This is a genomic window from Pseudoxanthomonas sp. LARHCG66 (assembly GCF_052871755.1).
Window position 1 is genome coordinate 142558 of sequence record NZ_JBIXJW010000006.1, and the last position, 26227, is coordinate 168784.

Below are 26227 nucleotides of genomic sequence, written 5' to 3' on the forward strand. Positions count from 1 at the left end.
GGCGCTTTACCGCCTTGTACCCCGCCAATTCCGTAGGGCTTTCGTGTGCTGAATTCCGTCGCTGCGGGCCGGCGGCTGGTGTTGCGCGCCGCCGTCTGGCAGACGGTCGCGGTACTGCTGGTCGCGCTGCTGTTCCTGCTCTGGGGCGTGCCCCAAGCGGTTGCGGCGGCCGTCGGAGGGTTGGCGATCGTGGCCGGCGCGCTGCTGGCGGCCTGGATGGCCTTCGGTGGTGGTGTGCTCGGCGCCGTCTCGGCGGTCCTGAGGCTGGCCGCGGGGATGGTGGTGAAGTGGGTCGTGGTGATCGGTGTGCTGGTCGTTGGCGCGGGGCTGTACAAGCTGCCCCCGCTGCCTCTCCTGGCAGGCGTGATCACCGGACTGGTGGCACAGGTGCTGGTCGCGACCGGCAAGCAGCGATAACCCAACTAGAAAGGTTTCCGACTCATGGCGGGCGAAGCTCTGACTCCCACCAGCTACATCCAGCATCACCTGAAGAACCTCACGGCTCAGGTGGGCGGCGATGGTCCGTTCTGGACGATCAATGTCGACACCTTCGTGACCGCCGTTCTGATGGGTCTGCTCATCGTGTTCGCCTTCTGGATGGCGACCCGCAAGGCCACGGCCGGCGTGCCGGGCAAGTGGCAGGCGTTCGTCGAGATCATGCTCGAGTTCGTCGACAAGCAGGCCCGCGACACGTACCACGGGACCAGCAAGCTGGTGACGCCCATCGCGATCACCATCTTCTTCTGGATCCTGATGATGAACCTGCTGAAGATGATCCCGGCAGACTTCATCGCCAAGCCGCTCGAACTGATGGGCGTGCATTACTGGAAGCCGGTGCCCACCGCCGACGTCAATGCCACCCTGGGCATGTCGATCAGCGTGTTCTTCCTGATGCTGGTCTTCGCGTTCCGCTCCAAGGGCCTGGGTGGTTTCGCCAAGGAATTCCTGACGGCGCCGTTCGGCAAGTGGATGATGCCGTTCAACCTGATCCTCAACATCGTCGAATGGGTCAGCAAGCCCATTTCGCTGGCGATGCGACTGTTCGGCAACATGTTCGGCGGCGAGATCGTCTTCCTGCTGATCTGGGTGCTGGGCGGCGCCGGCATCCTCGGCATGCTCGGCGGTGCGACATTCGGCCTGGGTTGGATGCTGTTCCACCTGCTGGTCATCCCGCTGCAGGCCTTCATCTTCATGATGCTGTCGATCGTCTACCTGAGCCTGTCGGAAGACAGTCACTAACGTTTCCGCTTCACCGTTTCCTTCGTACCATCACCTTTCAAGCACTTAAGTTCCGGAGATCACCATGGAAAGCATCCTCACCAACCTCGCCCAGGTCCAGGCTTCGACCGCCCTCGCCATCGGCATCATGATCGGCCTGGCCGCGCTGGGCGCGGGTCTGGGTCTGGCCATCATGGCCGGCAAGTTCCTGGAATCGGCTGCCCGCCAGCCGGAACTGATCCCGGTCCTGCAGGTGCGCATGTTCATCACCGCCGGCCTGATCGACGCCGCGTTCATCATCTCGGTCGCCGTAGGCCTGCTGTTTGCGTTCGCCAGCCCGTTCATCACGATCTTCACCGAACAGCTGGCCAAGCTGGCGGGCTGATCCGTCGCGTGCACGCCTGACCCCGGGCATCCGCCCGCGGTCAGTCACCAGGCGTAGCTGGGCCGGCGCGATGTGCGCGGGCCCTTCATCACCGGCAGGTTTACGATGAATATCAATCTCACTCTGTTTGCCCAGGCGCTGGCCTTCGCCGGCCTGATCTGGATCATTGCGACCAAAATCTGGCCGCCGCTGCTGGCTGCCATCGAGGAACGCCAGCAGAAGATCGCCGAAGGCCTGGCCGCGGCCGACCGCAGCCAGAAGGATCTGGCGCAGGCCCAGGAAAAGGTCAACGAGGCGTTGAAGGAAGCCCGCGTCAAGGCCAACGAGATCATCGACCAGGCCCACGCGCGCGCCAACCAGATCGTCGATGCGGCCAAGAACGACGCGATCGCCGAAGCCAACCGCCAGAAGGCGCTGGCCGAAGCCGAGATCGACGCCGCCGCCACGCGTGCCCGCGAGGACCTGCGCAAGCAGGTGTCCGCGCTGGCCGTCAGCGGTGCCGAGAAGCTGTTGAAGCGCGAGATCGATGCCAACGCCCACAAGGCGCTGCTCGACGAACTCGCCGCCGAAATCTGATCCGGACGATCTGATCGATGAGCCAGGCCCTTACCGTCGCTCGCCCCTACGCCCGCGCCGCCTTTGCGACGGCGCGCGACGAAGGCAACTTCGCTGTCTGGTCGCAGGCGCTGGGTTTCGCCGCGCATGTCGCGGCGGACCCGCGCGTGGCCGCGCTGCTGCCCAATCCGCAGCTGCTGCCCGCCGACGCGGTGGCGCTGCTCGCGCCCGAGGGGGCCAGCGAGACGTTCGCCCGTTTCCTCGGCATCCTCGCCGATGCCCGCCGCCTCCCGCAGTTGCCGGAGATCGCCGGCCTGTTCGAGGACCTGCGTGCCGAAGCCGAACATATCGTCAAGGCGAAGGTCACCTCCGCCACGGCGATGCCGGCCGGTGAGCTGGACGTGATCAAGGCGGCATTGAAGAAGCGCTTCGGCCGCGAGGTCGAGGTGGAAACGGCCATCGACGCATCGCTGATCGGCGGCGCCGTGATCGATGCCGGCAGCGTGGTGATCGACGGCTCGCTGAAAGGCAAGCTGGCGCGCCTGCAGTCGGCGCTGACGCACTGAATTCCCATTGAACCGCCGCGCGCGAGCCGGCACACAGGACTTACCCATGGCTACCACGCTCAACCCCTCTGAAATCAGCGACCTGATCAAGACCCGTATCGAGAAGGTCAAGCTGGCCGCGGAGTCGCGCAACGAAGGCACGGTGACCTCCGTGTCCGACGGCATCGTGCGCATCTTCGGCCTGGCCGACGTCATGCAGGGCGAAATGATCGAGCTGCCCAACAGCACCTACGCACTGGCGCTGAACCTGGAGCGCGATTCGGTGGGCGCCGTGGTCCTGGGCGACTACGAGCACCTGCGCGAAGGCGACGTGGCCAAGACCACCGGCCGCATCCTGGAAGTGCCGGTCGGTCCGGAAATGCTCGGCCGCGTGGTGAACGCGCTGGGCGAGCCGATCGACGGCAAGGGCCCGCTGGGCACCTCGCTGACCGCGCCGGTGGAGCGCGTGGCCCCGGGCGTGATCTGGCGCAAGTCGGTCGACCAGCCGGTGCAGACCGGTTACAAGTCCGTCGACGCCATGATCCCGATCGGCCGCGGCCAGCGCGAGCTGATCATCGGTGACCGCCAGACCGGCAAGACCGCGATGGCCATCGACGCCGTGATCAACCAGAAGGGCACCGGCATCAAGTGCGTGTACGTCGCGATCGGCCAGAAGGCCTCGACCGTGGCCAACATCGTGCGCAAGCTGGAAGAGAACGGCGCGCTGGCCCACACCGTGGTCGTCGCCGCCACCGCCTCCGAGTCGGCCGCGATGCAGTACATCAGCGCCTACTCCGGCTGCACCATGGGCGAGTACTTCATGGACCGCGGCCAGGATGCCCTGATCGTGTACGACGACCTGTCCAAGCAGGCCGTGGCCTACCGCCAGATCTCGCTGCTGCTGAAGCGTCCGCCGGGCCGCGAAGCCTACCCGGGCGACGTGTTCTACCTGCACTCCCGCCTGCTCGAGCGCGCTGCCCGCGTGTCCGAGGATTACGTGGAGAAGTTCACCGAAGGCAAGGTCACCGGCAAGACCGGTTCGCTGACCGCGCTGCCGATCATCGAAACGCAGGCCGGCGACGTGTCCGCGTTCGTGCCGACCAACGTGATCTCGATCACCGACGGCCAGATCTTCCTGGAAACCGACCTGTTCAACGCCGGCATCCGCCCGGCCGTGAACGCCGGTATCTCGGTGTCGCGCGTCGGTGGCGCTGCCCAGACCAAGATCATCAAGAAGCTGTCGGGCGGCATCCGCATCTCGCTCGCCCAGTACCGTGAGCTGGCGGCGTTCGCGCAGTTCGCCTCGGACCTGGACGAAGCCACCCGCAAGCAGCTGGAGCGCGGCCAGCGCGTCACCGAGCTGATGAAGCAGAAGCAGTACGCGCCGATGTCCATCGCCCTGCAGGCGCTGTCCATCTACGCCGTCAACGAGGGTTACCTGGACGACGTGCCGGTCGGCAAGATCCTGGCGTTCGAAGACGCGCTGCACGCGCACTTCACCAATACCCAGGGCGCGCTGGTCGACACGATCAACAGCACCGGCAACTGGAACGACGAGATCGAAGGCGCCTTCAAGAAGGGCATCGCCGAGTTCAAGCAGACCGGTACCTGGTAAGCGTAGGGTGGGCCCCGGCCCACCATTCGTGAAGGCGGCGGGCCGGGCCCGCCCTACGAAGACGAATCAAGCGAGCAGAGCATGGCAGGCGGACGCGAAATCAAAACCAAGATCAAGAGCGTGCAGAACACCCGCAAGGTGACGCGCGCGCTCGAGATGGTCTCGGCCTCCAAGATCCGCAAGGCGCAGGAGCGCATGAAGACCTCGCGCCCGTACGCACGCGCGATGAAGCAGGTGATCGGCCACCTGGCGCAGGCCAACACCGATTACCAGCATCCCTTCATGGTGGAGCGCAAGGACGTCAAGCGCGTCGGCTTCATCATCGTATCGTCCGACCGCGGCCTGGCCGGCGGCCTGAACAACAACCTGTTCCGCAAGATGCTCGGCGAGATCCGCCAGTGGAACGAGAAGGGCGTCGAGGTCGACGTGGTCACCATCGGCCAGAAGGCTTCGGTGTACTTCCGCCGGGTCAAGGTCGACATGCTGGCCAGCGTGTCGCACCTGGGCGATTCGCCCAAGCTCGACCAGCTGATCGGCGTGATCAAGGTGATGCTGGACGCGTACACCGAAGGCAAGCTGGATCGCGTGTTCGTCGTCTACAACGACTTCGTCAACACCATGACCCAGCGTGCGGCGTTCGACCAGCTGCTGCCGCTGCCGGCGGCGGAGACGCAGGTGGCGCACCACGACTGGGACTACATCTACGAACCCGATGCCGCGACCGTGCTCGACCACGTGATCACGCGCTACATCGAGTCGCTGGTGTACCAGGCGGTGCTGGAGAACATCGCGTCGGAACACGCGGCGCGCATGGTGGCCATGAAGGCCGCCAGCGACAACGCCAACAAGCTCATCGGTACCCTGCAGCTGGTCTACAACAAGGCCCGCCAGGCGGCGATCACCCAGGAAATTTCCGAAATCGTCGGCGGCGCGGCGGCAGTCTGACGCGCGTAGTCACAAGAATTCATCTAGAGGAATGCAGCAATGAGTCAGGGCAAGATCGTTCAGATCATCGGCGCGGTGGTTGACGTCGAATTCGCGCGCCACGAAGTGCCGAAGGTGTACGACGCGCTGAAGGTGGAAAACACCGCCATCACGCTCGAAGTGCAGCAGCAGCTCGGCGACGGCGTCGTCCGCACCATCGCCCTCGGCTCCACCGACGGCCTGAAGCGCAACCTGATCGCCGTGAACACCGACAAGGCCATTTCCGTGCCCGTCGGTGCCGGCACGCTGGGCCGCATCATGGACGTGCTGGGCAACCCGATCGACGAAGCCGGCCCGGTGCAGGCGACCGACCATTGGGAAATCCACCGCTCGGCCCCGTCGTACGAGGACCAGTCTTCGGCCAACGACCTGCTGGAAACCGGCATCAAGGTCATCGACCTGATGTGTCCGTTCGCCAAGGGCGGCAAGGTCGGCCTGTTCGGCGGCGCCGGCGTCGGCAAGACCGTCAACATGATGGAGCTGATCAACAACATCGCCAAGGCGCACAGCGGTCTGTCCGTGTTCGCCGGCGTGGGCGAGCGTACCCGCGAGGGCAACGACTTCTACCACGAGATGAAGGACTCCAACGTTCTCGACAAGGTCGCGATGGTGTACGGCCAGATGAACGAGCCGCCGGGCAACCGCCTGCGCGTCGCGCTGACCGGCCTGACCATGGCCGAGTACTTCCGCGACGAGAAGGACGCGTCCGGCAAGGGCAAGGACGTGCTGCTGTTCGTCGACAACATCTACCGCTACACGCTGGCCGGTACCGAAGTGTCGGCGCTGCTCGGCCGCATGCCGTCGGCCGTGGGCTACCAGCCGACGCTGGCCGAGGAAATGGGCGTGCTGCAGGAACGCATCACCTCGACCAAGACCGGTTCGATCACCTCGATCCAGGCCGTGTATGTGCCCGCGGACGACCTGACCGACCCGTCGCCGGCCACCACGTTCGCCCACCTTGACGCGACCGTCGTGCTGAGCCGCAACATCGCCTCGCTGGGTATCTACCCGGCCGTGGACCCGCTGGACTCGACCAGCCGCCAGCTGGACCCGAACGTCATCGGCCACGAGCACTACGACACCGCGCGCCGCGTGCAGTCGACGCTGCAGAAGTACAAGGAACTGAAGGACATCATCGCCATCCTCGGCATGGACGAGCTGTCCGAAGAAGACAAGCAGGCCGTGTCGCGCGCCCGCAAGATCGAGCGCTTCTTCAGCCAGCCGTTCCACGTGGCGGAAGTGTTCACCGGTTCGCCGGGCAAGTACGTCTCGCTGAAGGACACGATCCGCGGCTTCAAGGCGATCGTCGACGGCGAGTACGACCACCTGCCGGAACAGGCGTTCTACATGGTTGGCGGCATCGAAGAAGCGGTCGAGAAGGCCAAGAAGCTCGCCGAGAAGGCGTAAGCACGTAGGGTGGGCCCCGGCCCACCTTCGCGGCAACCGGTGGCGGGCCTCGGTCCGCCCCAAACGGCAAAGAGAGTTCCATGAGCACCATCCGTTGCGACATCGTCAGTGCCGAGCAGGAAATCTTCCACGGTGAAGCCACCCTGGTCGTCGCCACCGGGGAACTGGGCGAGCTCGGCATCGCGCCGAAGCACGCGCCGCTGATCACCCGCCTGAAGCCGGGCAAGGTGGTGGTGACGCTGCCGAGCGGCGAGCATCTGGACTTCGCCATCTCCGGCGGCATCCTCGAGGTGCAGCCGCAGGTCGTCACCGTGCTGGCGGATACCGCCGTGCGTGCGACCGACATCGACGAGGCGCAGGTGCGCAAGGCGAAGGAAGAAGCCGAGCGCGTGCTGTCCCACAAGGACCCGAAGATGAGCGTGGAAGAAGCCCAGGCCCAGCTGGCCATGAGCATCGCCCAGCTCAGCGCGCTGGAGCGCCTGCGCAAGAACCTCAAGCACTGAGGTCCACCGCCTTCGCTTCATCGGAACGCCGGCCTCGCGCCGGCGTTTCCGTTTCCGGACCTAGCGGTAGACGACGTGCCGCCACAGGAAGAACGCGACCACCGCCAGCACGCCCTCTACCAGCGGCTTGGCAAGCCAGGCGTGCGCCAGTCCCAGTGACGACGCCACCCAGGTGACCGCCAGTGTGCTGATTGCGGTCAGTGGCACCCACACCAGCAGGAACTTGGTGAAGCGCCACCAGCCCAGCCGCGCCGCACCGGCCTGCGCAAACGTCAGCCGGCCGTTCAACCAGAAGCCCAGCAGCGCGCCGCACGCGCGTCCGGCCAGGTTGCCGGGTGCGGCGGCTACACCGACGGCGGTGAGCACCACGAAGGCCAGCCAGTCCAGCAGCAACTGCGCCACGCCGACGGCGATGAAGCTTCCGCCTTGTCTGAACATCGCATGTTGGGTGAGGCGCTGAAGCATCGTCGTATGTTACCCGCCGTCGTGGGGGCGGATGGCATGTGCGGGGGGCGGACTGCGTTGAAGGGGTAATTGCTACCATGTGGTCCTTCCTGCACGCGCTCGTCCACGACAAAGGAATTGCTCGCATGAATCCACTCCACGTCGTCATCCTGGCCGCCGGTGAAGGCAAGCGCATGAAGTCCGCGCTGCCCAAGGTGCTGCAGCCGATCGCGGGGCGGCCGATGCTGGCGCACGTCATCGACGCGGCGCGCGCCCTGTCGCCCGCCGGGGTGCACGTGGTCCATGGCCACGGTGGCGACCAGGTGCAGGCGGCATTCGCCGACCAGGCTGACCTGCACTGGGCGCACCAGGCGCAGCAGCTGGGCACCGGGCATGCCGTGGTGCAGGCCATGCCGGAGATTCCCGACGGTGCGCGCGTCCTGGTGCTCTATGGCGACGTCCCGCTGACCCGCAGCGAGACCTTGCAGCGCCTGCTGGACGCGCCCGCCCGCCTGGCGGTGCTGGTGGCGGAGCCCGCCGACCCGAGCGGGTATGGACGCATCGTGCGCGATGAAGCGGGGCGCGTGGCCGCCATCGTCGAACACAAGGATGCGGACGAAGACCAGCGCCGCATCCGCACCATCAACACCGGCATCATCGCCGCCGACGGCAGTGCCTTGAAGGGGTGGCTCACCCGACTGTCCAACGACAACGCGCAGGGCGAGTACTACCTGACCGACGTGTTCGCGATGGCGGCGGAAGAATTCACGCCTGCGGAGATGGTGCTGGTGGGTGAACCCATCGAAGCGGAAGGCGCCAACGATCCGTGGCAACTGTCGCAGCTGGAGCGTGCCTACCAGCTGCGCGCCGCGCGCGCGCTGTGCACGCTGGGCGCGCGCCTGATCGATCCGGCACGTTTCGACCAGCGCGGCACCGTGCGTGTGGGGCGCGACGTGCAGATCGATGTGGACGTGGTGCTGGAAGGCGAGGTGGAACTGGGCGACGGCGTCATCGTGGGTCCGTTCACGCGGTTGAAGGACGTGACGCTGGCCGCCGGTACCCAGGTCCGCGCGCATTGCGACCTTGAAGGCGTGGTCAGCCAGGGTGCGGCGCTGATAGGTCCGTATGCGCGGCTGCGTCCCGGTACCGTGTTGGCCGATGGCGTGCACGTCGGCAATTTCGTCGAGACCAAGAACGCGCACATCGGTACGGGCAGCAAGGCCAACCACCTGACCTATCTGGGCGATGCCGTCATCGGCAGCGGCACCAACATCGGCGCCGGTACGATTACCTGCAACTACGACGGCGTGAACAAGTCGACGACGACGATCGGCGACCGCGTGTTCGTCGGTTCCAATACCTCGCTGGTCGCGCCGGTAACGCTGGCCGACGGCGCGACGATCGGTGCAGGCTCTGTCATCTCGAAGAACGCTCCCGCTGACCAGCTGACGGTTGCCCGCGCGCGGCAGGTCACGATCGAAGGCTGGCAGCGGCCGGTGAAGAAGCTGAAGTAGCGTAGGGCGGGCTCAAGCCCGCCATTTGCGGAAGTACATTGAGCGGGATCGCGGCGGCCCGCCCTCACCCCTTACCCTCTCCCGGAGGGAGAGGGGGAGTCGGTGCCATGCGGGTTCGACCTCGGATGCAGCGGGAGGGCTCCGAAGTCCCCTCCTCGAAAAGATCAATTTTCGGGCAACTGAATCGCCACGCAAAGGCCGCCGCCATCGCGGTTGTGCAGCGACAGGCGCCCGCCGTGCGCCTCGATGATCTCGCGCGTCAGCGCAAGGCCCAACCCGGTGCCGTTGCGCTTGGTCGAATAGAACGGCACCAGTGCGTTCTGCAGCACCGCGTCGTTCATGCCGGTGCCGCGATCCATCACCTCGATGCGCAACCAGTCGGGAAGGCGCGTAACGCGGACCGATACGCCCTCCGGGATGGTGCCCGATTCGTGCGCGTTCTTCAGCAGGTTGAGCAGCGCCTGTTCGAGCTGCGCCACATCGATGCGGCCATCGATGTCGGCCTCCGGCATCGTGAGCTCGAAAGCGATCTGCCGTTGCAGCCCTTCGAAGAAGGCACGCCAGTGCACCGTCTGCAGTTGCGGCTGCGGCAACTTGGCGAAGCGTGCGTAGCCGCGGATGAAGCCTTCCAGGTGGCGTGCGCGCTCCTCGATGGTGCCGAACACTTCTTCCAGCCGGTCGTGGCGGCCACGCCGCACGAGCTCCGCGCCCGAGTGCGCCAGCGACGCCACCGGCGCGAGCGAGTTGTTGAGTTCATGGCTGATCACGCGGATGACCTTCTTCCACGTCATCACTTCCTGTCGCCGCAGCTCGCTGGTCAGCAGGCGCAGCAGCAGCAATTCGTGTGGTCGACCGTTCAGGCGGAAGTTCCTGCGCGCCAGGTGGTAGACCTGTTCTTCGCCGTCCTCTTCCTCACTGCCGATGGCGAACAGGCTGTCGCCGCCACGGGCGAGGGCTTCGCGCATCTCGACGGGTGCGGATCCGATCAGCACATCGTAGTCCTGGCCTTCGAGTTTCCAGCCGCTGTGCAGCAGCTTGCGCGCGGCAACGTTGGCGAAGATGACCCGCCGGACCCCGTCGCCGCCTGGCGCGATCAACAGCATGGCCACCGGCGTATTCTGCACCATGGTGTCGAGCAGCAGTTCGCGCTGGACCAGGCTCAGGCGCTGTTCGCGCAATACCTCGCCCAGCGCGGCATGGGACTGCACCAGCTCGGCGAGTTCGTCGTTCCCGCGCCAGTGGATGCCGAAGTTGTATTCGCCATCGCGATAGCTGTTGACGCTGCCGGCCAGCGCGCGGAACAGCGAGTACGTGCTGCGCAGCCCGCGATGGATCGCCCACATCGCCAGCGGCAACACCACGATGGCCGAGACCAGTACCGCGATGATGTCGTCGCCAAGCCAGTGCGACAGTGCGACCGGCAGCACCAGTGCCAGCGCCAGCAAGGGCAGCAGCCAGGACAGCACGCGACCGGCGAGGGAGCGACGGATCATGGGGTCTTGATGCCGAAGCGTTCCATGCGCCGGTACAGGGCCTGCCGGCTCATGCCGAGATCGGCCGCGGCCTGGGCGATGATGCCGCCGGCGCGCGCGAGCGCGGTTTCGATGTCGGCCCGCTCCGGTTCCGCCACGACCGTGTTGCGCACCGGTGCGGGCCGGGGCAGGTTGAGGTCGGTTGCCTCGATGCGGTCCCCCATCGCCAGCAGCCCGGCACGCTGGATGACGTTGCGCAGTTCACGCACGTTGCCGGGCCATGCGTGCCGGAGCAGCGCAGCGCGTGCGCTTTCACCCAGCGGCTTGTCGGCGGGACGGAAGCGCTCGGCCAACGGCAGGATGTCGCCGGGACGTTCGGCCAGGGGCGGCAGCGCGAGTTCGATCGCGTTGAGCCGGTAGTACAGGTCTTCGCGAAAGGAACCCTCGCGGATCATCGTGGGCAGGTCGGCGTTGGTGGCGCTGATGACGCGCACCACGACCTGGCGTTCGCGATTGGAGCCTAGGCGCTCGAAACGCCCGGTCTCGAGCACGCGCAGCAGCTTCATCTGGCCCGCCAGTGGCAGGTTGCCAATCTCATCGAGGAACAGCGTGCCGCCGTCGGCCGCCTCGAACTTGCCCTCGCGTGCCTTGTTGGCACCGGTGTAGGCGCCGGCATCGGCGCCGAACAATTCGGCTTCGATCAGCTCGGAAGGCAATGCGCCGCAATTGAGCGTCACGAAGGCGCCCGACTTCACGCTGGAGTTGGCCTGGATGATCTCCGCGATCTTCTCCTTGCCTGCACCGTTGGGGCCGGTGATCAGCACCGGCAGGTCCGAACGCGCGACCTGGCAGGCGAGGGCGACGACGCGTTCGCTGGCCGGGTCCTCGAACACCAGGTTGCGCAGGTCGTACTTCGCCGAAAGCTGGTCGCGGCTGCGGCGCTCGCGGTTGCGGCGGCGATCGAGCTCATTGCGTGTCTCGGCTAGTTCCAGCAGCGTGTTGACGGTGGCCAGCAGCTTGCGGTCGTCCCAGGGTTTGGCCAGGTAGTCGGTCGCGCCGGCCTTGACCAGGTTCACCGCCGCTTCCAAATGCGTCCACGCTGTCAGCAGGATCACCGGCAGGTCGGGCCACTGCGCGCGGATCGCGGTGAACAGCTGCTCGCCTTCCACCCCGGACGTGGTGTCCTCGGTGAAGTTCATGTCCTGGATGACCAGGTCGACCGCCTGCTCGCGCAGCAGGGTCAGGCCCGCTTCGGGTGATTCGGCATGCAGCGTGTCGATGTCGTGCAGCGAGAACAGCACGTTCAAGGCCGTGCTGACGGCCAGGTTGTCGTCGATGACGAGGATCGTGGGCATGCGCTATAGCCTAACCGAAGGACTGCGGCTGACGAGGTGCGCCGGAATGCGGCGCACGAGACGGGCAGGCCACCCGGCAGCGAGTTGCACCGCAAGGGCAGTCCAGGCAACCGCCGCTGCATGCGTCCACGGTGACGCGGCCGTTGCGCGCCATCCGGGCACGAGCAGCGGGAACAGCCATGCCATGCACGCCAGCGCAGCCAGGGAGGCACCCGCTGCCAGCAGGAAATACTCCAGCCTCAATCGCAGGGCGAGCTGGGCGCCGCTGGCCCCCATCGCCCGTCGAAGGCTGAACTCCTGCGCGTGCTCCTGGATCCAGCGATGGCCGCCCAGCACCAGCATGCCCAGTGTGAGCAGCCACCAGGTCGCGCAGGCGAGCGCCGACCGCCATGCGTCCGCTGCGGGCGCGCGCAAGGTCTGCTCGCGCAGCGTCGCCAGGCTGACGGGCATGGCGGACACGGCGGTCGGGTACGCCGCCGACAACGCGGTACGGATGCGCGCCGTCATCGCCCCGGGATCGGGGCGGTGGCGGACCACGAACTGGGCCGCCGCCGTGTCCTGCAAGCGCACCGGCAGCACCACGGCCGCACCGTCGGTGCCATGCGCCGTGGCCGGCAGCGGGATCCTGTCCGCCACGCCGACGATGTGAAGCGGCACGCCGGGCATCACGTGCAACGTGCGGCCCAGTGGATCGGCATCGCCATACAGATGCTTCGCCAGCGCCATGGAGACGATGGCGGACGTCGGACCGGCGTGCAGCCGGCCCTGGTCGCCCGGATAGTCGTGGAACTCATCGGCGAGAAAGCGGCGTCCGCTTGCTGTGGAGAGGCCGAGGGTATCGAAGAAGCCTTCATGGACGAGATAGAGGGAGGTCAGGTGGCGGGGGCTCCGGTCCGATCCGGTCCAGGCATGCACGCTCCATGCATTGCGTCCGTACGGGGCCTGGTTGCTTGCCGCCACCGAGACGACCCCGGGAATGGCGCGCAGCGTCTGCAGCACATGCTCGACACCCGGATCGTCTGCGGCAGGCAACTTGATCCAGGGCACCAGCATCAACGTATTCTCGTCGATGCCACTGGGTTCGAAGCGTCGGGCCTGGAGCGCGGCGAACGTCTGCCAGGCATGGACGCACAGCACGACGCCGATGGCGAGTTGCAACGCGAGCAGCCATGTGCCTGCGTGGTGACGTCCTAGCAGCAGGAATCCCGGATGTGGCATGAGCATTCCGGCGCCGCACACACCCGGAAGTGTGTGCGGCGACCCGTGCGCGTCAGGCAGTACGCGTCGCCACCGCCGGCGGCACCGACGCGGCCTTGCGCGCCGGCCCGTACACGGCGACCTGGCCCAGCAGCCACAGCAGCACGGCGCCGACCGGCAGGTACAGCAGCGGCAGGCGTGGCAGTTCGTACTTGCCCATCAGCAGCTGGTTGATGCCGTACGCCAGGATCATGCCGATCACGATGCCGATGGTCGCCAGCAGGAAGTTCTCGGTCTGGAAGTAGCGCAGGATCTGTCCTTTCGTTGCGCCCAGCGCGCGGCGGATGCCGATCTGCTTGGTGCGTTGCTGCACCCAGAAGCTGGCCAGTCCGACGATGCCCAATGCAGTGACGATCAGCAGCGAGATGATCACGGTGATCAACAGCCAGGCCATCGCGCGATCGCCGCGGTAGTAGTCGCTCATGATGTCGGTGAACGTGCCCTCGCGCAGGACCAGCCGGCGCGCGCTGTTCTTCTCCAGCGTGGCGATCGCAGCCTTCTGCACTTCGGCACGACGTTCCGGCGTGGTGCGGATCACGAAGGTCCCCATGGTCAGGTCCTTCGCCGGCAGGATCATCGCGAAACCCGCTTCCGCGATGCCACCGTTGTCGTTCGTGCGGATCAGCCGATCGACCACGCCGACCACGCGGTGCGGCACGTTGTCGGTGTTCCAGGCGTAGATGTTCTTCCCGATCGCGCTTTCGCCGGGGAAGAGCTTGTTCGCCAGCTCGCGGCTCAGGATCACGGCGGGCATTGCGTACTTCGCATTCTGCTTGTTGATCTCGGTCCAGTTGACGTACTCGTCGGCGTTGAAGTCGCGCCCCTCGGCCAGCTTCAGGCCGAGGGTTTCGACCACCGCATCGCCGAGATAGACGTTCGCCTGCGCGCTGGGGCGTTCCTGTTCCGGTGCGAGCTGGATGGAGGTGTTCCACGATGAATTGTCGAACGGCACGTGGTTGATGCTGCCGGCCGCCTTGACGCCTGCGAGCGCGCGCAGGCTGGCGACGTCCTGCTTCACCAGCGCGTCGGCGTCGGGATTTTCGCCGAGGTTGCCCATGCTGATCCGCACGATCTCCTCGTTGGCCATGCCGGTGGGGCGATCGATGCGCTCCAGTCGCTGGGTGATGAGGAATACCGCGTTGCAGATGATGGCGCACGACAGCGCCACTTCCAGCACGATCAGTGCGGCGGCCGTCTTGTGGCGGGACAGGGTGGAAAGGATGGGGCGGATGTCCATGACGTGCCTCTTGAATGGATGGGTCACTGGCTCTTGAGCTGGATGGCGGGCGTCACCTGCATGGCGCGCCAGGCAGGCAGCATCCCGGCAAGCAGGCTGGCGAGAATTGCCAGCGCGAAGGTGGCCAGCAGCATCTTCAGGTCCATGTGCGCGAGGTCGGCGTAGCCGGCCGGCTGCTGGCGAACGGCCAGCAGGCCCAGCCAGGCGAGCACGAGGCCCAGCACGCCACCGACCAGCCCGACCGTGCCCGCTTCCACCAGGCACTGCGCGAAGATGGCCTTGCGCGTTGCACCCAACGCGCGCCGCACGCCGATCTGCGAGGCGCGGCCCAGGAACTTCGCCAACAGCAGGCCGACGGTGTTGAGCAGGCAGACGGCCAGGAAGCCGAACGCCAGCCACACCTGCAGGCGAACGTCGGCGGGCACCGCGCCCTGCTTGTCCAGCCACTGCATCACGTTGTGCAGGTCCACGTTGGCGGCGCGTTCGAAACGGCCGGCAGCACGCTGCTGGTCGGAGTAGTTCTTCAGGTACTGCTTGTATGCCTCGACCTTCGCTGGCGTGCCCAGTTCGACCCAGTACTGCAGCCACGCGCACGGCGCATTCGGGCCTTGCGAGCCTTCCTCTTCGGCGCTGGAATCGCCCCAGCAGTTCATGTTGCCCTGCGTGCCCATCTTCAACGCGCGCGAGGTCCAGAACGGCACGAAAAGCTGCTCCACTTCGGTGAAGCGGTCCTGGGTCATGTCGTAGAACTTCGGTGCCGGACGCCATTCATCCAGCACGCCGATCACGCGGAACGTCGCGCCGGAGGCCTTGATCTCGCGGCCCACGCTGTTGGCGCCGCCGAACAACTTCTCGTTCAGGGCCTTGGAGATGACGGCCACGCGCGCGCGCGACTCGTCATCGGCCGCCGACCAGCCATTGCCGTAGCGGAATGGCACCTCGAACATCGGGAAGAAATCGGCCGTGGTGTAGCGCGAGTCGATGCGGAATGGCTCGATTCTGCCGTCTTCCGTCTCGATCGAAGAAGCGCCGCCGGTCATGAAAGCCTGCCGATCACCCTTTTTGTCGCGCAGCAGGCGCTCGGCGTCGTAGCGGGTGAACTGGTCTTCCGGCTCGTCGCCGGGGGTGAAGCCGTTCGCCGAGCGCGGGTCGATGCGGGGATAGAACAGCTTGTCGCTCTTCTGCGGGATCGGGTCGCCGGACAACACGTAGAACACCGTCAGCGTGGTCATGCTGGCGCCGATACCGAGCGCGATGGCCAGCACCATCAGGGAGGTCAGCGCCTTGTTGCGCTTGAAACTGCGCAGCGCGAGAGTGAAGTAGTAACCGAACATGGCGGTCTCCTCAGGCCGAGGCGTTGGCTTCGGCGGCGTGCGCCGCACGGATCAATGCAGGCTCCACCGACAGGTCGGTGGCCATGCCGTCCACGATATGCACGTTGCGCTGCGCGCGCGCGGCCAGTTCGGGGTCGTGGGTGACCATGATGATGGTCGTGCCCTGACGGTTGATCTCCTCCAGCAGCTCCATCACACCGCGGGCCATCTGCGAGTCGAGGTTGCCGGTGGGTTCGTCCGCCAGCAGCAGGCGTGGGCTGCCGGCCAATGCGCGCGCGATCGCGGTGCGCTGCTGCTGGCCGCCCGAGAGTTCGGCGGGGAAATGCTTCATGCGCGAGCCCAGGCCGACCCGGCCCAGGGCGTCTTCGATGCGCTGCTTGCGTTCGGCCGCCGGCATGCCGCGATAGCGCAGCGGGACATCGACGTTGTCGAACAGGTTGAGGTCGGGGATCAGGTTGAAGCCCTGGAAGATGAATCCGATCTTGTGGTTGCGCAGCCGCGAGCGCGCGTCATCGCCCAGGCCGCTGACATCCTGGCCATCCAGCAGGAACTGGCCGCCGGTGAAGGTTTCCAGCAGGCCGGCGATGTTGAGGAACGTGGTCTTGCCCGAGCCCGATGGACCGGTGACCGCGACGAACTCGCCCTCGCGGACATGCAGGTCGAGGGAACGCAGCGCATGCGTTTCCACCTGTTCGGTGCGGTAGACCTTGGCGACTTGGCGCATCTCAAGCATGGCGGGTTCCTTCTTCTTCGGGTTCGGGAGTGGAGTGGGAGACGTTGGGGAGGGCTGGGGGTGATGATCAGTTGACCGAGACACGCTCGGCGTCGCCGAACTGGTCGCTGCCGGAAACGACGACCTTGTCGCCGGGCTGCAGGCCGCTGAGTACTTCCACGTTGCTCAGGCTGCTGACGCCCAGTTGCACCGGGCGACGCACCGCGGAACTTCCGTCCATGACGTAGGCGTAGCGACCGCCGCCCTGTTCGAGGAACGGGCCGCGCTCGACCATCAACACGTTGCGGCGCGTGTCCATCAGGATGCGGGCGGACAGGCGCTGGTTCTGGCGCAGGCCGGGCGGCTGCTTGTCGGAGAAGCGCAGTCGGGTGACGACTTCGCCGTTCACCACTTCGGGCGACACCGCGGAAATTTCACCCGGATACGGTTGGCCGGCGCTGGTCAGCGTGGCGGGCATGCCGATGGCGAGGTCGCGCGCGAAGCTTTCCGGCACCTTGATCTCGACTTCGAACACCGACAGGTCCACCACGCTCAGCACGGGCGCGTTGATGGCGACGTTGGAGCGCTGCACTGCCTGGATCTGGCCGACCTGGCCGTCGAATGGCGCACGCAAGGTCAGTGCATCGACCTGGCGCTGCACTTCGGTGACCACGGCACGCTGGCGTTCGGCCAGCAGTTGCTTGTTGCGCGCATCCAGCCCGGCGCCCTGGCCCTGCAGGCCCGCATCCTTGCGGGCATGGGACAGTGCGATCTCGGCCTTGCGCAGGTTGTCCTGCGCTTCCAGTACGTCGACCTGCGGCACCGCACCGCCTTCGAAGCCGCGCTGATAGCGCTGCAGGGTGCGCTCGGCGGCCTGACGCTCGATGCCGGCCTGGTCCAGTGCCTTCTGCGCATTGGCACGGGTGACGCTCGCATCCAGGGTCGCACGGCTGGCCTCGGCCTGCATGCCCGCCAGCGTGGTCTGTTCCTGCGCCAGCTTGCTGCGCAGCTCAGGGCTGTCGATCTCGGCCAGCGGCTGGCCCTTGGCGACCTTGTCGCCGGCCACGACCTTCAGCGTGACCACGCCCCCGGCCACCGCGTACAGGGTGGGGCTATTGGCGGCGATGACGCGCCCGTCGGCGGCGATGTCGCGGACCAGATCGCCGCGGGTCACCTCGGCGATGCGCAGACGGGCGCCGTCGATCGAAGTCGTGCCCGCCAGCCAGCCACGCGCCGCGAACACGATGCCGGCCAGCAGCAGCGCGCCACCGGCGGCGGGCCATACCCAGCGGCGCCAGGCTGGGCGGGTCTGCGAGGAACTGAGCACTCGGTCTTGCGCGGAGGTGTCCCGAATCATCGGCGGCATGCGTTCTTTGGAATGACCTGCCGTACTCAGCAGGATGCGTGCCAAACGCAAGCGATTGATTTGCAAAGGGGTTGTCCGGAATGGAGGACTGTCCGGGTGTCCGCGGACACCGCGCGGACAGGGCTTGTCCAGTACCGGACACGTAGAATGTCCGTTCGTTTGACTCAGATGGAAGACACAGGCCTATGTGCGGAATTGTGGGTGCGATCGCCGATCGCGACGTGGTGCCGGTACTGATCGAGGGACTGAAGCGGCTCGAATACCGCGGCTACGATTCCGCCGGCATCGCCGTGGTCGAGCAGCAGGACGTGCGCCGCGTGCGCCGCACCGGCCGCGTGGCCGAGATGGAAGGCGCGGCCGCCGCCGAGGGCTTCAATGCGACGCTCGGCATCGGCCATACCCGCTGGGCCACGCACGGCGGCGTGACCGAGGCGAACGCGCACCCGCACATCAGCCACGGGGTGGCGCTGGTGCACAACGGCATCATCGAGAACCACGAGGAGCAGCGCGAGAAACTGCGCGCGCTCGGCTACGTGTTCGAGTCGCAGACCGACACGGAAGTGATCGCCCACCTGATGCACCACCACCTGAAGGGGGGCGACGACCTGCTCACCGCGTTGCAGCACACGGTGAAGGAACTCACCGGCGCGTACGCACTGGCCGTGGTAAGTCGCAAGGAACCCGACCGCATGGTCTGCGCGCGCATGGGCTGCCCGTTGCTGATCGGCCTGGGCGAGGGGGAGAACTTCATCGCCTCCGATGTGTCGGCGATCATCCAGGCCACGCGGCGCGTGATCTTCCTGGAAGAAGGCGATACCGCCGAAGTGACGCGCGAAGGCGTCAAGGTATTCGACGGCCAGAATGAACCCGTGCAGCGCGACGTGCATGTGTCGGACGTGTCGCTGGCGTCGCTGGAGCTGGGCCCGTACCGCCACTTCATGCAGAAGGAAATCCACGAGCAGCCGCGCGCGATCGCCGACACCATCGAGGCGGTGGTCGACGGCGGTTTCTCGCCCGCGCTGTTCGGCGCCAACGCCGAAGCCGCGCTCAAGGACATCGAGGGCGTGCAGATCCTCGCCTGTGGTACCAGCTACTACGCCGGCATGACCGCGCGCTATTGGCTGGAAGCCATCGCCGGCGTGCCGTGCAACGTCGAGATCGCCAGCGAGTACCGCTATCGCGCCGCGTACGCGAACCCCAAGCACCTGATCGTCACCATTTCGCAGTCCGGCGAAACGCTGGACACGATGGAGGCGCTGAAGTACGCCAAGTCGTTGGGCCACCAGCACACGCTGTCGATCTGCAACGTGCCCGAGAGCGCCATCCCGCGCGCCAGCGAACTGGTCTGCTACACCCGCGCCGGCGCCGAGATCGGCGTGGCGTCGACGAAGGCCTTCACGACCCAGCTGGCGGCGCTGTTCCAGCTGACCGTCGTGCTGGGCAAGTTGCGCGGCAAGGTCACTCCGGAGCAGGAAGCCGACTACCTGGAACAGCTGCGCCACCTGCCGGGCAGCGTGCAGCACGCGTTGAACCTGGAGCCGCAGATCGCCGCGTGGGCCGAGCGTTTCGCGCCGAAGTCCGACGCGCTGTTCCTCGGTCGCGGCCTGCACTATCCGATCGCGCTGGAAGGCGCGCTCAAGCTGAAGGAAATCTCCTACATCCACGCTGAGGCCTACCCGGCCGGCGAGCTGAAGCACGGCCCGCTCGCGCTGGTGGATGCCGACATGCCGGTGGTGGTGATCGCGCCGAACGACATGCTGCTGGAGAAGGTGAAGTCCAACATGCAGGAAGTGCGTGCGCGCGGCGGCGAACTGTTCGTGTTCACCGATCAGGACAGCCACTTCAGTGAATCCGAAGGCGTGCACGTCATCCGCACCCCGCGCCACGTCGGCGTGCTCAGCCCCATCGTGCACACCATCCCGGTGCAGCTGCTGGCCTACCACACCGCGCTGGCGCGCGGCACCGACGTGGACAAGCCGCGCAATCTGGCGAAGTCGGTGACGGTGGAGTGACCGCTGTCGCCTTCCTGTAACAGGCGGCGCGCAGAATGCGACCTGCAACGAGGTCCTCTCTCCTCCCGCGTTGCACCGGAGCCCGGCGAAAGCCGGGCTTTGTGCTGTCCGGGTCCCGTGCCGCGCGTGGCATGCTTGCATGCATGAAGGATTGCCCATGCCGTTGCGTCGTCTGCTTCCCGTCCTGTTGGCACTGATGCCGGCCGCGTCCGTGCAGTCCGGCGACATGCCGGCCGACGTGGTCGTCGTCGCACACCGCGGCGCCAGCGCGCATCTGCCTGAGCACACGCTGGAGGCGTATGCGCGTGCAATCGAGGACGGCGCGGACTACATCGAGCCCGACCTGGTGTCCACGCGCGATGGCGTGCTGGTCGCGCGGCACGAGAACGAGATCGGCGGGACCACCGATGTCGCGCAGCGGCCCGAGTTCGCCGCCCGCAAGCGCCAGCAGGTAATCGATGGCGAGACGTTCGAAGGCTGGTTCACCGAAGACTTCACCCTCGCCGAACTGAAGACGCTGCGCGCGCGTGAGCGGTTGCCCGAGCTGCGCGGCATGGCGCACGATGGCCGATACGACATCGCGACGCTGGATGAGGTCATCGCGTTGGCGGCGGAGCACGCCGCACGCAGCGGACGCAGCATCGGCCTGATTCCCGAGATCAAGCATCCCAGCCACTTCCAGCGCATCGGGCTGCCGATGGAAGCGCGGCTGCTGGAGACGCTGGCGGCGCACGCGTACACGCGCGAGGCCCCGGTGGTGATCCAATCGTTCGAACAGGCGAACCTGCGCGCGTTGCGCACGCGCCTTGGGCCGTCCAGCCGGAACATCCGCTTGCTGCAGCTGCTGGGTCCGGCGGACACGCAACCGGGCGATGCGCTGGCGGCGGGAAAGCCGACCCGCTATGCCGACCTGATGACGCCGGCGGGACTGCAGGACATCGCCGGCTATGCCGACATCATCGGGCCGTGGACGCGCCTGCTGCTGCCGGTTTCCGAGGACGGCGCATTGGGAGCGCCGACCACGCTGATGGCGGATGCCCGCAACGAAGGCCTGCACGTGTGGCCATACACCTTCCGGCCGGAGAACCATTTCCTGCCAAAGGCGCTGCGCGAAGGCGACGATCCGCGCATGCGCAACGAGGCGGGATCCCTTGCCGAGATCCGCGCCTATCTCGCGCTGGGGATCGGCGGCTTCTTCACCGACGATCCGGCGCTGGGGCGGCGCGCGGTGGACGGGCGCTGAGCCGGGTCAGACCCGCCCGAACACCAGGCTGGCGTTCGTGCCACCGAAGCCGAAGCTGTTGGACATCACCGTGGCCAGGGTCGCGTCGCGGCTCGCCTGCACGATGGGGAAATCCTTGGCGCCTTCGTCCAGCGTCTCGATGTTGGCCGAGCCCGCGATGAAGCCATCGCGCATCATCAGCAGGCAGTAGATCGCTTCGTGCACGCTGGCGGCGCCCAGCGAGTGGCCGGACAGTGCCTTGGTCGACGAGATCGGCGGCAGCGTATCGCCCAGCGCGGTGCGGATCGCCTCGAGTTCGATCACGTCGCCCAGCGGTGTGGAGGTGCCGTGCGTGTTGAGGTAGTCCAGCGGCGCGGTGACGCCTTCCAGCGCCATCTGCATGCAGCGCACCGCGCCTTCGCCGGACGGCGCGACCATGTCGGCGCCGTCGGAGGTCACGCCGTAACCCAGCAGTTCGGCGTGGATGCGTGCGCCGCGCTTCACCGCGTGGTCGTAATCCTCAAGCACCAGCATGCCGCCACCACCGGCGATGACGAAACCGTCGCGGTCCGCATCGTACGGACGCGAGGCATGCGCGGGGTCATCGTTGCGCTTGCTCGACAGCGCGCCCATCGCATCGAACATCATCGTCAGCGCCCAGTGCAGCTCTTCGCCGCCGCCGGCGAACACGATGTCCTGGCGGCCGGCGCGGATCAGGTCCGCCGCCGCGCCGATGCAGTGTGCCGAGGTCGCACAGGCGGCGGAGATCGAATAGCTCACGCCCTTGATCTTGAACGCCGTCGCGAGGGTCGCCGATACGGTGGAGCACATCGTGCGCGGCACCATGTACGGGCCCACCTTGCGGATGCCGCGCGCGCGCAGCAGGTCGGCGGCTTCGATCTGCCATTCGGCCGAGCCGCCGCCGGAGCCGGCGATCAGGCCGGTGCGCGGCTGGCTGACCAGCGCGTCGTCCAGGCCGGCATCGGCGATGGCATCGCGCAGCGCGATGTGCGCGAACGCGGCCGCGTCGCCCATGAAGCGCTTCTGCTTGCGGTCGATCTGCGCATCGAGATCGATCTCCGGCGCACCGCCTACCTGGCTGCGGAAGCCGAGTTCGGCGTATTGCGGGATATGGCGGATGCCCGAATGGCCGGCGCGCAGCGCGGCCGACACGGTATCCGCGTCGTTGCCGAGGCAGGACGTGATGCCCAGACCGGTGATGACGACACGGCGCATCAGAAGCTCTCCGTCGAGGTGAACAGGCCCACGCGCAGATCGCGCGCGGTATATATCTCGCGGCCGTCGACCAGCATGCGGCCATCGGCCACCGCAAGCACCAGCTTGCGGTTGATCACGCGACTGATGTCGATCTCGTAGCTGACGCGCTTGGCGGTCGGCAAGACCTGGCCGGTGAACTTCACTTCGCCTGATCCCAATGCGCGACCGCGACCGGGCGCGCCGATCCAGGTCAGGAAGAAACCGGTGAGCTGCCACATCGCATCCAGGCCGAGGCAGCCGGGCATCACCGGGTCGCCGAGAAAGTGGCACTTGAAGAACCACAGGTCGGGATGGATATCCAGTTCCGCGCGGATGAGGCCCTTGCCGTGCGCACCACCGTCCTCGCGGATCTCGGTGATGCGGTCGAACATCAGCATCGGGTCATTGGGCAGGCGGCCGCTGTCGGGGCCGAACAGTTCGCCGCGCGCGCTGGCCAGCAGCTGTTCGCGCGAGAAGGAAGCAGGGGCGGTCATTGCATGGTCCATTCTACGAAGGCGCAAATAATGCACACATGTGCATACGCTTGTCTTGATGCAAATCAACCGGGTTTTTTCCATACGCCGGCGTACCATCGGCGAGGCGTAATTGCGGCAAGGGTTTCGCACTCTCTGTCCGCATGTCCAAACGCAACCGTATCGTTCCCGCCTGCGTCCATGCGATCGCGTACGGCGGCCGATATCATCGCGTGATGCGCAAGATCATCCACATCGACATGGACGCCTTCTACGCGTCGGTCGAACAGCGCGACGATCCGTCGCTGCGTGGACGGCCCGTGGTCGTCGCGTGGCGCGGCGAGCGCTCGGTGGTGTGCGCGGCATCGTACGAAGCCCGCGTCTTCGGCGTGCGCTCGGCGATGCCGGCGGTGCGCGCGGAGCGGCTGTGCCCGCAGGCAGTGTTCGTGCCGCCGGACTTCGCGCGCTACAAGGCGGTGTCGCGACAGGTGCGCGAGATCTTCCTGCGCCACACCGACCTGGTCGAACCGTTGTCGCTGGACGAGGCCTATCTCGACGTCACCGCGCCAAAGTCCAACCTGCCGACCGCCACCGCGGTGGCCGAAACGATCCGTGCGCAGATCCGCGAGGAGACGCAGCTCACCGCGTCGGCCGGCGTGGCGCCGAACAAGTTCCTCGCCAAGATCGCGTCCGACTGGCGCAAGCCCGATGGGCAGTTCGTGCTGCGGCCGCACCAGGTGGAGGCGTTCCTGACGCCTTTGCCTGTGGAGCGCATTCCGGGCGTGGGCAAGGTGATGCAGGGCAAGTTGAACGCGGCCGGCATCCATACCGTCGGCGATCTGCGCACCTTCGAGCAGCGCGATCTGGAACAGCGCTTCGGCAGCTTCGGCGGAAGTCTCTATCGGCGCGCGCGCGGCATCGACGAGCGACCCGTGGAGCCTGACCAGCCGGTGCAGTCGATCTCGGCCGAAGACACGTTCGCCACCGACCTGTTGCTGCCCGAACTGGAACCGCACATCGTCCGTATCGCGGAAAAGGCCTGGGCCGCCAGCCGGAAGACGGAGCGCGTGGGCCGCACGGTGGTACTGAAGCTCAAGACCTCGCAGTTCCGCATCCTGACCCGCAGCTTCACGCCGGAGTCGCCTCCGGTGACGGCGCAGGATTTCATCGACATCGCACTCGCGCTGCGCGAGCGCGTGGAGCTGCCGGCGGCCACGCGTTACCGGCTGGTGGGCGTGGGCCTTTCCGGCTTCCGCGACCGGGATGAGGTGGCGACCCAGCCGGGCTTGTTCGACGAAGCGGAGCGGGTGGCGGGGTGATTGGGGAAAAAAAAGCCCGGCGATGCCGGGCTTTCTTCTATCGCGTGTCCCGTCGTGTCACTCGGTCGGCTGGTAACGCAGGCTCAGGCCGTAGGTGCGGCCAGCCTGGTTGTACCAGGCGACGGTTTCGTAGTCGCGGTCGAACACGTTGCCGACCTTCGCCTGCAACGTCCAGGCCGGCGCGATGGCGTACTCCAGGCGCAGGTCCAGCGTGCTGTAGCCGCCCAGGCGATCGGTGTTGGCCAGGTTGTCGTAGCGCTCGCCCGCCGCGTTGAACGTCACGCCGGTACGGAACGCGCCGAACGCGCGATCCACGTCGATGCGCGCGGTATTGCGTGGACGACGTGCCAGCAGGTTGTCGTGGTTGGGGCCCGCCGAACGGTTGCGCGGGTCGGTGTGACTCAGCTGGGTGGCGATGTCGAAACCGCCCAGCGTGAAGTCGACCGTGAACTCCGCGCCGCGGATGCGCGCTTCGTCGATGTTGTTGGGCAGGAAGATCGCCGCATCGTATGAGATCAGCTGGTCCACCTTGTTCTGGTAGACGTTGAACGTCCAGTTCCAGCTGTCCGCGTACCGCGCGATGCCCAGGTTGACGCTCTCGGATTCTTCGGGCTTCAGGTCGGGGTTGCCGAAGAACGGGTAGTACAGATCGTTGAAGCTCGGCGCCTTGAAGCCGGTGGCCACGCTGGCGGTCAGCTTCAGGCCGTTGTCGAAGCCGAATCCGTAGCCCAGGCTGCCGGTGGTGTGGTTGCCGAACTGTTCGTTGTCGTCGTTGCGGACGCTGGCCTGCAGCTGGTGCGCACCGAAGCGGCCCTGGTACTCGACGAAGCCGGCCAGGTTGTCGCGCTGGGTGACGTCGAAGTCGGTGGCGCTTTCCACCTTGTCGTCCTGCCAGTCGATGCCGGCGGTCAGCAGCTGGTTGGCGGCCACCGTGAAATCGCCCTGCAGCGAAGCCACGTAGCGGCGCGTCTCGAAATAGCCGGACTGCACGTCGTCATGGAAATCGTCTGATTTGTCGTCGTTGCGGCCCAGGCTCAGCTGCAGGCCGACCTTCTCGCTCGGCGTATAGCGCAGCTTGGTGCCGATCACCTGCTGCACCGTTTCCGAGCGATTGGTGAAGCTGCCGTCGAATTCGCTCTTGCCCTCGGCGCGCAGTGCGTTGGCTTCCATCGTCAGCGTATCGGTGAAAGAGTAACCGCCGCGCAGGTTGGCCGACGTGTTGCGGTAGCCATCGCGGTCGGGTTCGTCGGTAAAGCAACCAGCGCCGAAGTCGAACGGGATGCCCGGATCCGGACCGCGTCCACGGCAGGCATTGAAGCCATCCGTCCGCGTATGCGCCACGTCCGCGCCGAACCAGCCGCGCGCATTGCCGCCGCCGATGCCGGCGCTGGCTTCACGCGTGCTGTCGCTGCCCACGCCGATGCGGAAATTCGGACGCACCTTGCCGGTGTTGCGACGGGTGAACACCTGGATCACGCCGCCGATGGCTTCCGAGCCGTACAGGCTTGAGCGCGGGCCGCGCACGATCTCGACGCGATCGATCTGATCGATCGGCAGGTCCTGCAGCGCCGGCAGGCCGGCGGTCGCCGAGCCCATGCGGACGCCGTCGATCAGCACCAGCACATGGTCCGATTCGGTGCCGCGCAGGTTGAGCGTGGTGATCTTGCCGGCCCCGCCCTGGTTGGCGAGCGAAATGCCGGCGCGGCCTTGCAACAGTTCGGACAACGAACGGGCCTGGCTGCGCTGGATCGCTTCACGATTGATCACCTGCGCGGGGACCAGGCTGTCCTCGACCGCGACAGCGGTTCGGGTGCCGGATACCACGACTTCGTCGAGGTCGGTCGTGCTGCGGTCCTGCGCCTGCGCCGCGAACGGCAGCGCCAATGCGACCGCGAGGGCCAGGTGGGAAAGGGGAAAACGGCTGTACATCGGATTCAACTCCATCGCGCGCCCCGCGCGCATTCTTCGGCGTGGAGTTGCGACGGGGAAGGGAGCGTTGCGGACAGCGCAGCAGACAGGCAGCGGCGCGGCACGCCGCGAC

Annotated in this window: 24 protein-coding genes; 13 read left to right on the top strand and 11 right to left on the bottom strand. The window is 66.6% G+C overall.

Annotated features, from left to right (window positions below; genetic code table 11):
• Positions 1-45 precede the first annotated feature (45 nt).
• From ACIPRS_RS16765 to ACIPRS_RS16805, 9 genes are all read left to right on the top strand, one after another.
• A complete protein-coding gene (locus ACIPRS_RS16765) occupies positions 46-417 on the top strand; it encodes a hypothetical protein (protein WP_337732589.1) in 372 nt (123 codons plus the stop codon).
• Positions 418-441: 24 nt separating this feature from the next.
• Positions 442-1239: a F0F1 ATP synthase subunit A gene (gene atpB, locus ACIPRS_RS16770; RefSeq protein ID WP_241045911.1), complete on the top strand. Its 798-nt coding sequence runs from the start codon at positions 442-444 to the stop codon at positions 1237-1239.
• A 64-nt stretch (positions 1240-1303) separates the two neighbouring features.
• On the top strand, positions 1304-1603 hold the full coding sequence (gene atpE, locus ACIPRS_RS16775; RefSeq protein WP_055939490.1) for a F0F1 ATP synthase subunit C: 300 nt from the start codon (positions 1304-1306) through the stop codon (positions 1601-1603).
• A 105-nt stretch (positions 1604-1708) separates the two neighbouring features.
• Positions 1709-2179, top strand: a complete 471-nt coding sequence (locus tag ACIPRS_RS16780) for a F0F1 ATP synthase subunit B (RefSeq protein WP_142126044.1) — start codon at positions 1709-1711, stop codon at positions 2177-2179.
• A gap of 17 nt (positions 2180-2196) precedes the next feature.
• Positions 2197-2724, top strand: coding sequence for a F0F1 ATP synthase subunit delta (locus ACIPRS_RS16785; protein WP_192202929.1), 528 nt, complete (start codon positions 2197-2199; stop codon positions 2722-2724).
• Between the two features lie 46 nt (positions 2725-2770).
• Positions 2771-4318, top strand: coding sequence for a F0F1 ATP synthase subunit alpha (atpA, locus tag ACIPRS_RS16790; RefSeq protein WP_192202930.1), 1548 nt, complete (start codon positions 2771-2773; stop codon positions 4316-4318).
• An 81-nt stretch (positions 4319-4399) separates the two neighbouring features.
• Positions 4400-5263, top strand: coding sequence for a F0F1 ATP synthase subunit gamma (gene atpG / locus ACIPRS_RS16795; RefSeq protein ID WP_192202931.1), 864 nt, complete (start codon positions 4400-4402; stop codon positions 5261-5263).
• Positions 5264-5302: 39 nt separating this feature from the next.
• Positions 5303-6709 carry a F0F1 ATP synthase subunit beta gene (atpD, locus tag ACIPRS_RS16800; RefSeq protein WP_142126048.1) on the top strand — a complete coding sequence of 469 codons (1407 nt, stop codon included), beginning with the start codon at positions 5303-5305 and terminating at the stop codon, positions 6707-6709.
• A gap of 80 nt (positions 6710-6789) precedes the next feature.
• Entirely contained in the window at positions 6790-7212 is a 423-nt protein-coding gene (locus tag ACIPRS_RS16805; RefSeq protein ID WP_142126049.1) for a F0F1 ATP synthase subunit epsilon, read from the top strand.
• 60 nt (positions 7213-7272) lie between these two features.
• Here the strand turns inward: ACIPRS_RS16805 and ACIPRS_RS16810 are convergent, their stop codons facing one another.
• Entirely contained in the window at positions 7273-7650 is a 378-nt protein-coding gene (locus ACIPRS_RS16810) for a GtrA family protein (RefSeq protein WP_446539372.1), read from the bottom strand.
• A gap of 152 nt (positions 7651-7802) precedes the next feature.
• Here ACIPRS_RS16810 and glmU point away from each other — a divergent pair, with 152 nt between their 5' ends.
• Complete coding sequence (gene glmU / locus ACIPRS_RS16815) at positions 7803-9170, top strand: bifunctional UDP-N-acetylglucosamine diphosphorylase/glucosamine-1-phosphate N-acetyltransferase GlmU (protein ID WP_446539373.1); 1368 nt, start codon at positions 7803-7805, stop codon at positions 9168-9170.
• A 164-nt stretch (positions 9171-9334) separates the two neighbouring features.
• Here the strand turns inward: glmU and ACIPRS_RS16820 are convergent, their stop codons facing one another.
• From ACIPRS_RS16820 to ACIPRS_RS16850, 7 genes are all read right to left on the bottom strand, one after another.
• A complete protein-coding gene (locus ACIPRS_RS16820; RefSeq protein ID WP_446539374.1) occupies positions 9335-10663 on the bottom strand; it encodes a sensor histidine kinase in 1329 nt (442 codons plus the stop codon).
• Entirely contained in the window at positions 10660-11997 is a 1338-nt protein-coding gene (locus ACIPRS_RS16825) for a sigma-54-dependent transcriptional regulator (RefSeq protein WP_337732585.1), read from the bottom strand. Before ACIPRS_RS16825 ends, ACIPRS_RS16820 begins: the two co-directional genes overlap by 4 nt.
• Before the next feature lie 3 nt (positions 11998-12000).
• Entirely contained in the window at positions 12001-13215 is a 1215-nt protein-coding gene (locus tag ACIPRS_RS16830) for an ABC transporter permease (protein WP_446539375.1), read from the bottom strand.
• 52 nt (positions 13216-13267) lie between these two features.
• Positions 13268-14491 (bottom strand): ABC transporter permease, encoded by a 1224-nt coding sequence (locus tag ACIPRS_RS16835; protein WP_446539376.1) that lies wholly within the window; start codon positions 14489-14491, stop codon positions 13268-13270.
• A 23-nt stretch (positions 14492-14514) separates the two neighbouring features.
• Positions 14515-15825, bottom strand: coding sequence for an ABC transporter permease (locus ACIPRS_RS16840; RefSeq protein WP_446539377.1), 1311 nt, complete (start codon positions 15823-15825; stop codon positions 14515-14517).
• A gap of 10 nt (positions 15826-15835) precedes the next feature.
• The gene (locus ACIPRS_RS16845) at positions 15836-16558 is read right to left on the bottom strand and encodes an ABC transporter ATP-binding protein (RefSeq protein WP_192202941.1); all 723 of its coding nucleotides are present in this window, start codon (positions 16556-16558) and stop codon (positions 15836-15838) included.
• Positions 16559-16625: 67 nt separating this feature from the next.
• Positions 16626-17894, bottom strand: coding sequence for an efflux RND transporter periplasmic adaptor subunit (locus ACIPRS_RS16850; protein ID WP_446539411.1), 1269 nt, complete (start codon positions 17892-17894; stop codon positions 16626-16628).
• 194 nt (positions 17895-18088) lie between these two features.
• Here ACIPRS_RS16850 and glmS point away from each other — a divergent pair, with 194 nt between their 5' ends.
• Together glmS and ACIPRS_RS16860 are read left to right on the top strand one after the other, a co-directional pair.
• Complete coding sequence (gene glmS / locus ACIPRS_RS16855) at positions 18089-19915, top strand: glutamine--fructose-6-phosphate transaminase (isomerizing) (protein ID WP_446539378.1); 1827 nt, start codon at positions 18089-18091, stop codon at positions 19913-19915.
• Positions 19916-20072: 157 nt separating this feature from the next.
• The gene (locus tag ACIPRS_RS16860) at positions 20073-21158 is read left to right on the top strand and encodes a glycerophosphodiester phosphodiesterase (protein WP_446539379.1); all 1086 of its coding nucleotides are present in this window, start codon (positions 20073-20075) and stop codon (positions 21156-21158) included.
• 6 nt (positions 21159-21164) lie between these two features.
• Here the strand turns inward: ACIPRS_RS16860 and fabB are convergent, their stop codons facing one another.
• Entirely contained in the window at positions 21165-22373 is a 1209-nt protein-coding gene (gene fabB, locus ACIPRS_RS16865) for a beta-ketoacyl-ACP synthase I (RefSeq protein ID WP_192202944.1), read from the bottom strand.
• Positions 22373-22888, bottom strand: coding sequence for a 3-hydroxyacyl-[acyl-carrier-protein] dehydratase FabA (gene fabA, locus ACIPRS_RS16870; protein WP_192202945.1), 516 nt, complete (start codon positions 22886-22888; stop codon positions 22373-22375). Before fabA ends, fabB begins: the two co-directional genes overlap by 1 nt.
• Before the next feature lie 215 nt (positions 22889-23103).
• Here fabA and dinB point away from each other — a divergent pair, with 215 nt between their 5' ends.
• Positions 23104-24186: a DNA polymerase IV gene (gene dinB / locus ACIPRS_RS16875; protein ID WP_446539380.1), complete on the top strand. Its 1083-nt coding sequence runs from the start codon at positions 23104-23106 to the stop codon at positions 24184-24186.
• Between the two features lie 57 nt (positions 24187-24243).
• On the opposite strand, the gene btuB is transcribed toward dinB, so the two are convergent.
• Positions 24244-26115, bottom strand: coding sequence for a TonB-dependent vitamin B12 receptor (gene btuB / locus ACIPRS_RS16880; protein ID WP_446539381.1), 1872 nt, complete (start codon positions 26113-26115; stop codon positions 24244-24246).
• Positions 26116-26227 lie beyond the last annotated feature (112 nt).